Source organism: Phyllobacterium ifriqiyense (assembly GCF_030817885.1).
Classification (GTDB): Bacteria; Pseudomonadota; Alphaproteobacteria; order Rhizobiales; family Rhizobiaceae; genus Phyllobacterium; species Phyllobacterium ifriqiyense.
Genome location: NZ_JAUSZT010000003.1, coordinates 317,470 through 331,656, shown reverse-complemented (window position 1 = coordinate 331,656; position 14,187 = coordinate 317,470). Strand labels below are relative to the sequence as shown.

Sequence of the window (14,187 nt, the reverse complement as noted above, 5' to 3'; positions counted from 1 at the left end):
TTGCCCTGTTCAGGGCTGAAGTGCATGACTGGCATCATAAGATGCCCAATGGAGATATGAGATGACAGGCAAGCTTGAAGGCAAACGCGTTCTTATCACGGCAGCTGGACAAGGCATCGGTCGGGCTTCGGTGCTGGCTTTCGCACGCGAAGGTGCAATCGTGCACGCAACCGATATCAATCAGCAACTGCTCGATGCTTTGCCGAAGGAAGCCAATATCAAGCCGCGCAAGCTCGACGTGCTCAAGGCAGAAGAAGTGACGCAGGTCATTGGCGAAATCGGCGCTATCGATGTGCTGTTTAATTGCGCTGGTTTTGTCCATGGCGGTTCAATTCTCGATATGCCGGACGCCGATCTGGATTTTGCACTTGATCTCAATGTCCGCGCCATGATCCGCACGATCAGGGCGGTACTACCGGGTATGATCGAACGTAAGGACGGTGCTATCGTCAATATGTCTTCAGTCGCCAGCAGCGTGAAAGGTGTCCCGAACCGTTTTGCCTATGGCGTAACCAAGGCTGCCGTATTGGGAATAACCAAATCGGTAGCTGCGGATTATATTACGCAGGGTATTCGCTGCAATGCGATCTGCCCCGGCACGGTGGAAAGTCCTTCGCTTGAGCAACGCATGCGCGCTGGTGGCGACTATGACGCCACGCGGGCGGCATTTATCGCGCGCCAGCCCATGGGGCGTCTGGGCCTCCCGGAAGAAATCGCTGACCTTGCCGTCTATCTTGCTGGTGCTACCTACACCACGGGACAGGCCTACAATATTGATGGCGGCTGGACAGTTTAGGAAAGACCATGACCCTCATCACTGATCTTCGCGTTTTCGATATCCGTTTCCCGACCTCGCAAAGTCTGGACGGATCGGATGCCATGAATCCTGACCCGGACTATTCGGCTGCCTATGTGGTGCTGGATACGGATGCAGGGCTTTCCGGCCACGGCCTTACCTTTACCATCGGGCGCGGCAATGAGATCTGCTGCCTTGCCATTGAGGCCATGAAACACCTTGTTATCGGCCTTGAACTTGATTGGATAAAGGAAAACCCGGGCAGATTCTGGCATTTTATCACCGGTGACAGCCAGTTACGCTGGATCGGCCCTGATAAGGGTGCAATGCATCTGGCCACAGGCGCGGTAGTGAACGCCGTTTGGGATTTGCTGGCCAAGGAAGCGAAGAAGCCTGTCTGGCAACTGGTCGGTGAAATGACGCCGGAAGAGATCGTCAAAATCGTGGACTTCCGCTATCTTACGGACGTGCTGACGCCTGAAGAGACGCTGGAAATTCTGCGTAGAGCAGAGGTTGGTAAGAAAGAGCGTATTGAAACGCTAAAAGCAGATGGGTATCCCTGCTATACGACATCGGCAGGCTGGCTGGGCTATTCCGATGAAAAGCTCCGTCGCCTTTGTCAGGAGGCCGTGGATGCGGGCTTCAACCACATTAAGATGAAAGTCGGCCGCGATCTCGAAGATGATATCCGACGTCTTACCATCGCGCGCGAAGTGATCGGCCCTGACCGCATTCTCATGATCGATGCCAATCAGGTCTGGGAAGTGAATGAAGCCATTGATTGGGTGAACAAGCTTGCCTTCGTCAAGCCGTTCTTCATTGAAGAGCCAACGAGCCCCGACGACGTTGCGGGCCATCGCAAAATTCGGCAGGCTATCCATCCGGTGAAAGTCGCGACCGGTGAGATGTGTCAGAACCGCATCATGTTCAAACAGTTCATCGCCGAAGGCGCTATCGATGTCGTGCAGATCGATAGTTGCCGCATGGGTGGACTGAACGAAGTGCTGGCGGTGCTGCTTATCGCCGCAAAGTATGAGCTGCCAGTCTGGCCGCATGCGGGCGGTGTTGGTCTGTGTGAATATGTCCAGCATCTGTCAATGATTGATTATATCGCCGTTTCAGGGACGAAAGAGGGCAGGGTTATCGAATATGTCGATCATCTGCACGAGCATTTTGTTGATCCCTGCAACATTCAGGATGCAGCCTATATGCCGCCCTCACTGCCGGGCTTTTCAATTGAGATGAAACCGGAATCGATCAAGCAGTATTTGCATCACGGTCTTTAGAGCCTTTTCGCCTGGTAAATGAACCATCGCCGTCTCTCGCGATGTTCATTGCTGACATGGAAGGGGTATTCTGCCGCCATTCTGACGTGCCGGAGTGGCGGCATTTTCTGTTTTTTCGGTCGTGTCGTCTTGTGTAAATGCGATGTCGTTTCCGCACCTATTCTTTTTATCATCCGGATGCTTTTATCAGGCTACTTGAGGTGCCGCTTTCTAGGGAAGGTGGAGAATTGGGAAGCCGGTTTAATCCCGGCGCTGCCCCCGCAACGGTAATGGAGTGAAACGCGGCAAAATAGCCACTGGAGCATGGTTCCGGGAAGGCGCCGTGAGGCTCGCAAGAGCAACTCCAGAGCCCGGAAACCAGCCGCAAGCGATAACACCGACTGATCGCGGTGGGCGATCAAGGAGCATTGTTTTGTATGGGCAGCCATACGGACGGTCTTCTCCGTCACCACCAGTCAGTTCTTTCGCAAATGAGATGGCGAGGACACGACATGGACGCACATAGTGAACTACTCCGGAACCTGAAACACCGGAAACCTGGTTATGGCCTTGAGCAGGCTTTCTACAATGATCCAGAGTATTTCCGGTTGGATATGGAAAATATCTTCTACCGCGACTGGCTGTTTATCGGTCATGATTGCGAAGTGGCGCGACCGGGCAATTATTTTACCGTGCAGATTGGCGATTATCCGGTCGTTATCGTCCGGGACCGCGAGAAGAAAATACGCGCGTTTCATAATTCATGCCGCCATCGCGGGTCGCGCGTTTGTGCTTCTGAACGGGGCACCTCGGCGAAGCTTGTTTGCCCCTATCATCAGTGGACTTATGAACTGGATGGCCGTCTATTGTTCGCACGCCAGATGGGCGACGACTTCGATGCCAGCCAGCACAGCCTGAAGACGGTGCATTGCGAAAGCGTTGGCGGCTATATCTTCATCTGCCTTGCGCCGATTGCGCCGGATTTTGCCGCTACGCGTGCCATGATCGATCCTTATCTTGCACCGCATCGCCTCAGCGAAACCAAAGTCGCCTTTCAAAGCTCGATCGTGGAGAAGGGTAATTGGAAGCTGGTGTGGGAAAACAACCGCGAATGCTATCATTGCGCCGCCAATCATCCGGAACTCTGTAAGACGTTTCCTGAAGCACCAAGCGTGACTGGCATACAAGGCTCAAAGGATGATCCGGAAATCGTGGCGCATTGGGACAAATGCGAAGCCGCAGGTCTGCCGAGCGTGTTCCGTATCGATGAGAATGGCCAGTACCGCGCGACACGCGTGCCGCTGCTTCACGAAGCCGAGAGCTATACCATGTCGGGCAAACGTGCTGTGGCGCGTCAGCTTAGCGATGATGTGAATGCACGGCAGATCGGTTCGCTATTGCTCTATCATTATCCGACGACGTGGAATCACATTCTGGGGGATCATGCCCTTTCTTTCCGCGTTCTCCCGCTTAGCCCGACCGAAACCCAGGTCACGACCAAGTGGCTGGTGCACAAGGACGCGGTGGAAGGCGTCGATTACACCATTGAGGAACTCACGCATGTCTGGCTCGAAACCAATGATCAGGACCGCCAGATCGTTGAAGAAAATGCTTTTGGCATTCGCTCTCCTGCCTATGAGCCGGGCCCTTATTCGGTAGAGCATGAAGGCGGTGTTCTGCAATTCCTTGAATGGTATTCCAACACGATGGAAACGCGCCTTTCCGGCGACAAGCGACTGAGCAAGGTAGCGTAGTGAATATGGGCATTCCTCAAAAGTACCCGCATCTCGATCAGATGCAGCCATGGAACGACCGGCTGCATCTGCTGGAGTGCCTGTCTGTCATTGAGGAAGCGCCCAATGTGAAGACATTCACATTTCGTTCCGACAATCAAAACTGGTTCCGGTATGAGCCCGGCCAGTTCATGACGTTTGAATTGGGTACGCAACCGGATGCGGTCCTGCGTACCTACACACTCTCTTCCAGCCCCTCGCGGCCATTTACGATTGCAATCACGGTCAAAGCGCAGGATGGCAGCATTGGCACCCGCTGGATGCTGGACCACCTCACGCCGGGCGCGCGGCTGAAAGCATTTGGGCCGCTGGGTGACTTTTCAATCTCAAAACATCCCGGCGAAAAATATCTGTTTATTTCTGCCGGATCAGGCATCACGCCTATGATGTCAATGACGCGCTGGATGCAGGATTGTGCACCACAAAGCGATATTAGTTTTGTCAGTTGCGCACGCCGCCCGAGCGATATAATTTTTCGGAAGGAACTCGAATATCTGACCAGTTGCATGCCAAATCTCAAATTGTCCTTTCTGATCAAGGAACATGAAATGGGGCAGCTCTGGACGGGTATCAGAGGCAGGCTCGAAGCGCCGAAGCTTTCGCTATTGTCGCCCGACTTCAAGGAACGGACGATTTTCTGCTGCGGTCCTGACGGATTCATGCGCGATGTTCGGGCCATGCTGGAAGAGTCCGGCTTCGATATGGCCAATTACCATCAGGAAAGCTTCGGTTCCGCCGCCGAACCTGTGCTTCCGGTAATGGACGATATTTCTACGGAGGTGTCTGAAACTGCCGCGATCGTCACTTTCTCCATGGCCGGCAAGGATGTGCACTGCGTCGCAGGCGATACAATCCTCAAGGCTGCCCGTGGTGCTGGCATTCGAATTGCCGCGGCCTGTGAATCCGGATTGTGCGGCACCTGCAAGGTCATGAAAATTTCCGGCAATGTCGATATGAACCATAATGGCGGGATTCTCGACGAGGAAATTGATGAAGGCTATATCCTGGCCTGTTGTTCCAAACCGTTGGGCAATGTCGAAGTGGAAGCCTAGAGCAAATTTTGCTCCAGCTCCCAAGCGCATTTTCGTGTTGTCGATCTCAATCCCCTTGCTTTTCCCGATGCATTGCTTGACGAAGCTCGTGTATTGCCAGAGGCCGAGATTCGCATAGAGCAGGCTGGCTCAAAGCGGTGGGGAGGAATCCAAAATGGCTGCACCAATTTTTGCTATCAATCATATCGCTACTCCTTATCTTCGCCCTGCCGCGTTTTTTCAGTTGGCGGTGGCGCTTGGCTTGCGCGATGTTGAGATTCGTAATGACCTTGGCGGCAATGCGATTATTGACGGCACAGCTGCAACTGAAATGAAGGCGCTATCGAAAGCAGCCGGCGTGCGCATTGCCACGATCAATGCCTTGCAGCGCTTTAACGAGTGGACTCCGGAACGTGAGCACGAGGCTATTGAGCTTGCGGATTATGCGCGAGACGCTGGCGCAGCGGCACTTGTTCTGGTTCCTGTCAATGATGGCACGGGTCAGGAAGAGGGTGAGCGGGAGACTAATTTGCGAAAGGCGCTGACGGCGCTAAGGCCCATTCTTGAGAGCCGCGGGCTGTTGGGTTTTGTCGAACCGCTGGGCTTTGAAATTTGCTCGCTTCGTTCAAAGGGCGAGGCGGCGCATGCCATTGAGGCTATCGGGGGTAAGGCTTGTTTCAAGCTTGTCCATGACACTTTCCATCATCATCTTGCCGGAGAGCCAGAATTTTTTCCGGATTTGACAGGGCTCGTCCATATTTCCGGCGTGACGGATCCTCATGTGAGCATTGATGATATGCGTGATCCGCACAGGGTTCTGGTCGATGAGAATGATCGCCTTGGCAATGTCGATCAGATCCGCGCACTTTTGAATCAGGGCTACAAGGGCTTGTTTTCATTTGAGCCTTTTGCAGAAGAAGTCCAGAAAATGGCTGACCCGGCACGTGCCATTTCTGCCAGTATGGCATGGATTAATACCCGATTGGGCTGAACGCCGCTTCGCTCTAAAGGCCTATATCCCATGGCGTCCCGCTTTCTGATAAGGTAGGTGCGACTATTGTTGGGAGAATGGCGATGTTCCTGCAAACGATTGACGATGAAAGCGCGACGGACGAAGTGGCCGAAATTTATGCCAGGCACAAAGCCCAGCTTGGCTTCGTCATGGACGCGACGCGCTGCTTTACGGCGCGCCCTGGTCTTTTGCCCGCCTATACAGATTTCATGGATAAAATACGGGCAGGCTTTTCGCTCGGCATGCGAGAATGGCGGCTGATCACGCTCATTGCGGCAAAGTACATCCCTTCGACCTATTGCTCGCATGTTTATGCGAAACAACTGATCGGCGACCTTGGGTCAAAGGAAATGGTACTCGCTGTCCATAGCGATTTTCGAACTGCCGGGCTTTCTGCTGCGGATGTGGAAATGCTGGCCTATGCGGAAAAGATTACGCAGGATGCTTCCAAAGTTGAACAAGAAGATATTAATCGGCTGCGCGCGGCGGGCTTCACGGATGTCCAGATATGCGACATCGCCCTTTGTGCCTCATTCCGCTGTTTTGTCAGCCGTTTCTTTGATGCGACAGGCGCTGCGCCAGAAGCAATATTTCTTGATCCAGATATCAATTTTCAAACTGCGATGACTGTCGGAAAACGTTTCTAAACTGATGAGGCACTGCGCCGTTTTACAGGCTTCGTTGCGATAGGCTATGGCGCTATTTCAGAATCTCTTTGGCATTGACCCAAGACACTCGGTTGATTGTCATGTGATTTCGTCCTGGGTGCGACGGAACATTATCGCTCCCCCAAGGTTCCTGTATCCCAATCGACAGGAGGAAAATCACAATGAAGACACTAGCTGAGATTTTTGAACACACATTGCATGACATCTATTATGCCGAGAATGCGCTCGTCAAAGCTCTACCAAAAGTTGCGAGCGCCTCCAAAGACGCCAAACTCAAAAAGGCAGTAGAAGAGCATCTTGAAGAGACGAAGGGTCAGGTAAAGACGCTGGACCAGGTTTTCAAATCGCTGGGTCTTAAGCCGAAAGCCGAAAAATGCGATGCCATTGAAGGTTTGATCAAGGAGACGGATGGTCTTATTGAAGAGGCTTCCGGCACCGCGCTGAATGCGGGCTTGCTTGCCGCTGCGCAAGCCGTGGAGCACTATGAGATTGCCCGCTACGGCTCGTTGCGGGAATGGGCAAAAACACTCGGCCATGACGAAGCTCACAAGCTGCTCAGTGAAATTCTCGATCAGGAGAAGGCAGCCAATAACAAGCTGACCAACATCGCTGTTGAGAGCGTCAACAAGCCTTAACAGGCCCTTCTATCGGACAAATTGAGCGGGTCTGGCAAGTTTGCCGGGCCCGTTTTCATGTTGGATGGACAGCGAACCATTTTGCGCAGCTGTGCAACTAATTACTTCGTCTAACAATAGTCGAGAGTTGAATCGGACTTGACGATGAAGCCTTAAAATGGAATAAATATTTCAGAAACTAGCGTGGCGGTCTGTACATTCCGAAAACGCGCCAGGATCGAGTTGCGCGAGAGATACGCGCTTTCCATAACTTCGTCGCTTGCCGGTCAGGGGTAGTGGCCACAAGGACGAAGTGGAAGATTCCGGATAGAAAGGTGTTGCCGGGCACCATTGTGGAGGAGAAAAAAGTGAAAAAGTTTCTATTGGGAGTGGCTGTTTCAGCGTTGATGAGCAGTTCGGCGCTGGCCGCCAATATAGGCGTGTCGATGGCGCAGTTTGATGACAATTTTCTCAACGTTTTGCGCACGGGGATGGAAGACTATGCCAAGACGCTTGATGGCGTGACTTTGCAGGTTGAAGATGCGCAGAATGACGTGGCGAAACAGCAGAGCCAGATTCAGAATTTCATCGCCTCAAAAGTAGATGCGATTATTGTCAATGCGGTGGACACGGATGCCACTGCGGCCATGTCGAAAATTGCTGCCGATGCCGGTATCCCACTGGTTTACGTTAATCGCCAGCCAGCAAATGTCGACGAATTGCCTGAGAAGCAGGCTTTTGTCGCCTCCAATGAAACTGAAGCGGGCACACTTGAAACAACGGAAGTCTGCCGGTTGCTCAAGGGGCAGGGCAAGGTCGTCGTCATGATGGGCGAGTTGTCCAATCAGGGTGCGCGGGCACGCACAAAGGCCGTGCATGATGTGATTGCGACCGATGCATGCAAGGGAATCTCCATTGTTGAAGAGCAGACCGCCAACTGGTCGCGCACACAGGGCGCGGATTTGATGACAAACTGGCTCTCGGCTGGCTTGGAGTTTGACGCTGTAATTTCTAACAATGACGAGATGGCAATCGGGGCTATCCAGGCGCTTAAGGCTGCAGGCCGTGCCCCGGACAGTGTCGTTGTTGCCGGTGTTGACGCCACACAAGACGCTTTGGCGGCAATGACTGCCGGTGATCTTGATGTAACCGTATTCCAGGATGCGGCAGGGCAAGGCAAGGGTGCTGTCGATGCGGCGCTCAAGATTTCCAAAGGCGAGAAGATTGAAAGCAAGGTCTATATTCCTTTCGAGCTCGTAACGCCTGAAAACCTGTCGAAATATCAGTCAAAAAACTAAGCAATAAGTCGTTGCCGGTCTCTCCCCCCCTGGGGAGAGACCGCATTGGTATTTAAAGCAGCCAAACTCTCTGGGAGGAGAAGAGCATGACACTCAGCCCTTCAACCATGGCGGCAGTTCGTGCCAGCGGTGCAGTGCCGCAGGCGGAATATCTTTTGAATGTTGAAAATGTCCGCAAGGAATTTCCAGGTGTTTTGGCGCTGGATGGTGTGCAGTTCCGGCTGAAGCGCGGGACAGTTCATGCGCTGATGGGTGAAAATGGCGCCGGTAAATCCACTCTGATGAAGATACTTGCTGGAATATATATTCCAGATCAGGGCGAGGTTTATCTCAAAGGCCTGCCCATTCGCCTGAAATCGCCATTGGACGCGCTCGAAAATGGCATAGCGATGATTCATCAGGAATTGAACCTGATGCCATTCATGACTGTAGCCGAGAATATATGGATTCGCCGTGAACCGAAGAATGCTTTCGGCTTCGTTGATCATGGCAAAATGTACGATATGACGGCCGAGCTTTTTCAGCGGCTGAATATCAGGCTCGATCCTGATAGCCATGTGCGGGATCTCTCGGTCGCCAACCGCCAGATGGTCGAAATTGCCAAGGCGGTTTCCTATGAATCCGATGTGCTGATTATGGATGAGCCGACCTCTGCGCTGACTGAGCGCGAGGTGGAACATCTCTTCGCGATCATACGTGATCTGCGTTCGCAAGGGATCGGCATTGTCTACATCACGCACAAGATGAATGAACTGTTCGAGATTGCCGATGAGTTTTCGGTATTTCGGGACGGCCGTTACATCGGCACACATGCCTCAACCGATGTAACCCGTGATGACATCATCAAAATGATGGTTGGCCGTGAGATTACCCAGATGTTCCCGAAGGAAACTGTGCCTATCGGCGATGTCGTGCTTTCGGTGAAGGATTTGTCGCTGAAGAATGTATTTCACAACATTTCTTTTGATGTTCGCGCGGGTGAAATCCTGGGTATTGCCGGACTCGTCGGCTCTGGTCGCTCAAATGTGGCTGAAACCATTTTCGGTGTTACTCCAGCCACGACAGGAACCATTGCCATTAATGGCAAGGAGGTAAAGGTCACCACGCCCAACCAAGCCATCAATATGGGCATGGCCTTTCTGACAGAGGATCGCAAGGATACGGGCTGCCTGCTGATCCTCGATATTCTTGAAAACATGCAGATCGCTGTGCTGCAGGATCGCTTTACCAAATTTGGTTTTGTGCAGGAGAAGCAGATTACGTCTGTTTGCCAAAAGATGAGCGAAACCTTGCGGGTGAAGACGCCCAACCTGGAAGAAAAGATCGAAAATCTATCCGGTGGCAACCAGCAGAAGGTTCTCATTGGTAGGTGGTTGCTTACCAATCCTAAAATTCTCATTCTGGATGAGCCGACCCGCGGCATTGATGTTGGTGCCAAGGCAGAAATCCATCGCCTCGTCACGCAGCTCGCAAGGCAGGGCGTTGCGGTCATCATGATCTCATCGGAAATGCCTGAGGTGCTTGGCATGAGCGATCGCGTGATGGTGATGCATGAGGGGCGCGTAACGGGTTTTCTGGATAGGGCTGAAGCGACGCAAGTCAAGGTAATGGAGCTGGCGTCAAAATAATCCGGTCAAATTTTTCAGATCGGACGATGCTACTGGGGTATTGGGAGAAACTATAATGACAAGCGAAAAAGCAACTGCAACGCTTACGTCTCGCCGAAGCCGGCGGCTACCGCCTGAAGTCAACATTCTTCTGGTGTTGATCGGGATTGCGCTGGTGTTCGAAATCCTTGGCTGGATACTTGCAGGCCAGAGCTTTCTGATGAACACACAGCGCCTGCGGATCATCATTCTGCAGGTTTCAGTGATCGGCATTATCGCTGTTGGTGTCACCCAAGTGATTATCACGGGCGGTGTTGATCTCTCGTCAGGCTCGGTTGTAGGCATGACCGCGATGATTGCCGCGAGTTTTGCGCAATCCTCCACCTGGGCGCGACCGGTTTATCCCGGTCTTACCGACTTGCCGTTCGTCATACCGATCGCTATCGGGCTGGGTGTCGGGCTTCTGGCCGGGATCATCAATGGCTGGCTGATTGCTCAAACCAAAATTCCCCCCTTCATTGCCACGCTGGGCATGATGGTTTCTGCTCGTGGCATTGCAAAATGGTACACAAAGGGCTCGCCCATCTCCGGCTTGACTGATCAATTCAATTTCATTGGAACCAGTATCTGGCCGGTCATTGTTTTTCTCCTCGTGGCTCTCATTTTCCACATAGCCTTGCGATATACGCGCTATGGAAAGTTCACCTATGCCATCGGTGCCAATGCGCAGGCGGCGCGGGTTTCGGGTATCAATATCGAACGGCATCTCATCAAGGTCTATGCCATTGCCGGTCTGCTGGCGGGGCTTGCCGGTATTGTCACCGCTGCTCGGGCACAGACAGCACAATCGGGCATGGGCGTGACCTATGAGCTCGATGCGATTGCAGCGGCCGTCATTGGCGGGACATCGCTGACAGGTGGTATAGGCCGCATCACCGGCACGGTTATCGGCGCCATTATTCTGGGCGTCATGATTTCAGGTTTCACCTTTCTTCGGGTGGACGCCTACTATCAAGAGATCATCAAAGGCATCATTATCGTTGCAGCGGTGGTCATCGACGTATATCGCCAGGAAAAAGAGAAAAGTCTGAGTTTTGTAACGCCCGGGAATCATCCCGGGCCATTCTTCCATGAGGTAATGAAATGACTGTACGTTTTGGTCTGCTGGGCGCAGGCCGTATCGGCAAGGTTCACGCCAAGGCAATAGGCTCCAATGCACGGGCAGAGCTTGTTGCAGTGGCCGATGCGTTCGAACAGGCTGCCACGGATCTATCTGCTGCCTATGGCTGCGAAGTGCGCACCATTGATGAGATCGAGAGTGCCGGCGATATCGACGCCGTTATCATCTGTACTCCGACTGATACGCATGCGGATCTCATCGAACGTTTTGCGCGTGCAGGAAAGGCCATCTTTTGCGAGAAGCCGATCGACCTTGACGTAAAGCGGGTTGAAGAGTGCCTTGCAGTGGTAAGGCAGACAAAGGCGACATTGATGGTAGGCTTCAACCGTAGGTTCGACCCGCATTTCGCCGCAGTACGCAAGGCAATCGACGATGGCGCGATTGGCGACGTGGAAATGGTCACCATAACCTCGCGTGACCCCGGTGCGCCACCTGCCGAGTACATTACCCGCTCGGGTGGCATTTTCCGCGATATGACTATCCATGATTTTGATATGGCGCGCTTCCTGCTTGGCGAAGAGCCTGTGTCTGTCGCTGCACATGCTTCTGTACTTGTGGACAAGAAGATTGGCGAGCTTGGCGATTACGATAGTGTCAGCGTCATTCTTTCGACGGCTTCGGGGAAGCAATGCGTGATTTCAAACTCGCGCCGTGCAACCTATGGCTATGATCAGCGCATTGAAGTGCATGGTTCCAAGGGAATGGTCGCAGCGGAAAATCAGCGTGCCGTTTCAATCGAAATTGCCAATGGCAATGGCTATACGCGCCCGCCACTGCACGACTTCTTCATGACGCGTTATACGGAGGCCTATGCCAACGAAATCGCGGCCTTTATCGACGGTATTGCCACCGGCACGCAAGCTGCCCCCAGCGGCGAAGATGGGCTGATCGCATTGGCACTTGCCGATGCTGCCTTGCGTTCGGTGAAAGAAGGCAAGACGATTACGGTGTAAATTTCAAATTGCAGCTTCATCGTTTTTTCGGTGAAGCTGCAATTGAAAGCTTATAGCTTTGTCAGCCATTCATGCTCGGCAGCATTGTGGAATTTCCACGTGCGCTTTGGACCAGCCATCACGTTGAGATAATAGAGGTCATAGCCGTGGCAGGCCGCGCAGGGATGGTATCCTTTGGGCACCATGACCACGTCGCCATCCTCAATCGCCATGGCTTCATCAAGCGAGCGATCATCCGTATAGACACGCTGGAACCCAAAACCTTGCGGCGGGTTAAAGCGATGGTAGTAGGTTTCTTCCAGATAGGATTCGGCCGGAAGATTATCCTGATCATGTTTATGCGGAGGATAGCTGGAAGTATGTCCTCCCGGCGTAATCACCTCAACCACCAGAAGTGAGTCCGCAGGCTCGTTTTCAGGAAGAATATTGGTGACATAGCGGGTATTGGTGCCTTTGCCGCGCGTTTCCTGGCCAAGATCATCCGGCGATATGACGCGCACAGGTAGCCCGCCATTGAGGCTGGGTGCGGAGCAGACGGCAAGTTCGACGCCAGTCTCGGCTGAAATGGACCAATCCGAACCTTCAGGCAGGTAGACAGACCATGGCTTGCCATCAAATGGCGACATGCGTTTGCCGAGAAGGCCAAGGTCTTCGCCATTGGCAGTTACATTGCCCTTGCCGGTTACAAAGACGAGGCAGACCTCTTTGTCCTCGGTTTTTCCACACAATGACTGCCCGGCTTCCAGCCTGTGCAGGTCAAAGCCTACATAAGTCCAACCAGCACTTTCAGGTGTGATATTGGCAATATGGCCAATACCATCCACGGCCTTGATCAAAAGTTTCGACATGGATCATTCCTTCTCGGCATTAACGTCCGCCGGCGGAACCGGTTCCGACGCGTCGTAGACGATGATGAATTGCCAAACGCCATAGCCTGCGAAACCTAGTGCGATGATGCCCCAGAATGGTGTTCCCGTGGCAAATTCGAAAATTGCCCAAGCAACGCAGAACGCCACGACGGCAATTCTGCGCCACAGGGGACGGAAGAATGGATGGTTGGAGTCTTTAGTCACGCAAGCCCTGCTTCCTTTATGAAGCGGCTTAGATTGGCATGCCCAAGCTTGGAATAGGTTGCCGGATCAGCTTTCGTCGGATCCTGCTCAGCTTCGACAACCACCCAGCCGCTATAGCCTTTGAGTTCCTTAAGTACTCGAACATAGTCGATCATACCGTCGCCGGGAACAGTGTAAACACCGACGAGAACGCTATCAAGGAATGACCAGTCTTCGCGGTTTGATGCCCACATGACGTCTTCGCGAATATCCTTGCAATGGACATGGCCGATGCGTGCTTTGTAATGCCGTGCCAGACGCGCCGGATCTCCTCCACCCCAAGTCGCATGTCCCGTGTCGAGCAGAAGATTTACCGAATCGCCAGTGACTTCCATGAAGCGGTCAATCTCGGATTCCGTCTGAACGACAGTACCCATATGGTGGTGATAGACCAGTTGCAGGCCATAGGTCTGCTTAATGGCTTGTGCAAAGCGGGTATAGCGCTCACCGAAGACTTTCCAGGCCGATTTCAGCAAGACGGGGCGGGCGGAAAGTGGCAGCTCCTTATTGGAATGGATGGCATTTGATGTTTCCGCTGCAATCAGAACGGTGCAGCCCATGTCTTTCAACAATGTGGCGTGATCTTTAACAGCTTCAAGTTCCGCATCCACATCGCGGACCAGCAACTCGGTTGAATACCATCCGCTGACAAGGCTGTGCCCATAAGCGTCGAGAATAGGACGCAATTTTTCGGCAGTGCGCGGAAATTTATTGCCAAGTTCCATGCCGGTAAATCCGGCTGCCTTTGCCTGCTCAAGACAGGTTTCCAGTGGAATATCGCCACCGATTTCCAGCATGTCGTCATTCGACCAGCCGATTGGGTTCGCCCCGATACGGATCATTCTTCAGTTCCTTTGG

At 53.0% G+C, this 14,187-nt stretch carries 14 protein-coding genes and 1 riboswitch; of the genes, 11 read left to right on the top strand and 3 right to left on the bottom strand.

The window, feature by feature from the left end; all coding sequences use genetic code 11:
- Nucleotides 1-61: 61 nt before the first annotated feature.
- The 11 genes from QFZ34_RS08945 to iolG all read left to right on the top strand — a co-directional run bounded on the left by QFZ34_RS08945 (nucleotide 62) and on the right by iolG (nucleotide 12,217).
- Nucleotides 62-796, top strand: coding sequence for an SDR family oxidoreductase (locus tag QFZ34_RS08945; protein WP_307279802.1), 735 nt, complete (start codon nucleotides 62-64; stop codon nucleotides 794-796).
- Between the two features lie 8 nt (nucleotides 797-804).
- A complete protein-coding gene (locus QFZ34_RS08940; RefSeq protein WP_307279799.1) occupies nucleotides 805-2,082 on the top strand; it encodes an L-fuconate dehydratase in 1,278 nt (425 codons plus the stop codon).
- Nucleotides 2,083-2,263: 181 nt separating this feature from the next.
- Nucleotides 2,264-2,462: riboswitch (cobalamin riboswitch) on the top strand.
- Nucleotides 2,463-2,573: 111 nt separating this feature from the next.
- Nucleotides 2,574-3,815 carry an aromatic ring-hydroxylating oxygenase subunit alpha gene (locus QFZ34_RS08935; RefSeq protein ID WP_115052310.1) on the top strand — a complete coding sequence of 414 codons (1,242 nt, stop codon included), beginning with the start codon at nucleotides 2,574-2,576 and terminating at the stop codon, nucleotides 3,813-3,815.
- Nucleotides 3,816-3,820: 5 nt separating this feature from the next.
- Entirely contained in the window at nucleotides 3,821-4,906 is a 1,086-nt protein-coding gene (locus QFZ34_RS08930; RefSeq protein WP_307279796.1) for an FAD-binding oxidoreductase, read from the top strand.
- Between the two features lie 154 nt (nucleotides 4,907-5,060).
- Entirely contained in the window at nucleotides 5,061-5,876 is an 816-nt protein-coding gene (locus QFZ34_RS08925) for a TIM barrel protein (protein ID WP_307279793.1), read from the top strand.
- Nucleotides 5,877-5,959: 83 nt separating this feature from the next.
- On the top strand, nucleotides 5,960-6,544 hold the full coding sequence (locus QFZ34_RS08920; RefSeq protein ID WP_307279790.1) for a carboxymuconolactone decarboxylase family protein: 585 nt from the start codon (nucleotides 5,960-5,962) through the stop codon (nucleotides 6,542-6,544).
- Between the two features lie 182 nt (nucleotides 6,545-6,726).
- Nucleotides 6,727-7,200: a YciE/YciF ferroxidase family protein gene (locus tag QFZ34_RS08915; protein ID WP_115052314.1), complete on the top strand. Its 474-nt coding sequence runs from the start codon at nucleotides 6,727-6,729 to the stop codon at nucleotides 7,198-7,200.
- Nucleotides 7,201-7,547: 347 nt separating this feature from the next.
- Complete coding sequence (locus tag QFZ34_RS08910) at nucleotides 7,548-8,477, top strand: sugar ABC transporter substrate-binding protein (protein WP_115053215.1); 930 nt, start codon at nucleotides 7,548-7,550, stop codon at nucleotides 8,475-8,477.
- Between the two features lie 86 nt (nucleotides 8,478-8,563).
- A complete protein-coding gene (locus QFZ34_RS08905) occupies nucleotides 8,564-10,105 on the top strand; it encodes a sugar ABC transporter ATP-binding protein (protein ID WP_307279785.1) in 1,542 nt (513 codons plus the stop codon).
- Between the two features lie 55 nt (nucleotides 10,106-10,160).
- Nucleotides 10,161-11,231, top strand: a complete 1,071-nt coding sequence (locus QFZ34_RS08900; protein ID WP_307279782.1) for an ABC transporter permease — start codon at nucleotides 10,161-10,163, stop codon at nucleotides 11,229-11,231.
- A complete protein-coding gene (iolG, locus tag QFZ34_RS08895) occupies nucleotides 11,228-12,217 on the top strand; it encodes an inositol 2-dehydrogenase (protein ID WP_307279780.1) in 990 nt (329 codons plus the stop codon). The genes QFZ34_RS08900 and iolG overlap by 4 nt, the downstream gene beginning before the upstream one ends.
- A 50-nt stretch (nucleotides 12,218-12,267) precedes the next feature.
- On the opposite strand, the gene iolB is transcribed toward iolG, so the two are convergent.
- From iolB to iolE, 3 genes are read right to left on the bottom strand one after another with little or no spacing between them, the layout of a single operon-like run.
- Nucleotides 12,268-13,065, bottom strand: a complete 798-nt coding sequence (gene iolB, locus QFZ34_RS08890; protein ID WP_307279777.1) for a 5-deoxy-glucuronate isomerase — start codon at nucleotides 13,063-13,065, stop codon at nucleotides 12,268-12,270.
- Between the two features lie 3 nt (nucleotides 13,066-13,068).
- A complete protein-coding gene (locus QFZ34_RS08885; RefSeq protein WP_115052319.1) occupies nucleotides 13,069-13,290 on the bottom strand; it encodes a DUF3329 domain-containing protein in 222 nt (73 codons plus the stop codon).
- A complete protein-coding gene (gene iolE, locus QFZ34_RS08880) occupies nucleotides 13,287-14,171 on the bottom strand; it encodes a myo-inosose-2 dehydratase (protein ID WP_307279772.1) in 885 nt (294 codons plus the stop codon). Before iolE ends, QFZ34_RS08885 begins: the two co-directional genes overlap by 4 nt.
- Between the last annotated feature and the right edge of the window lie 16 nt (nucleotides 14,172-14,187).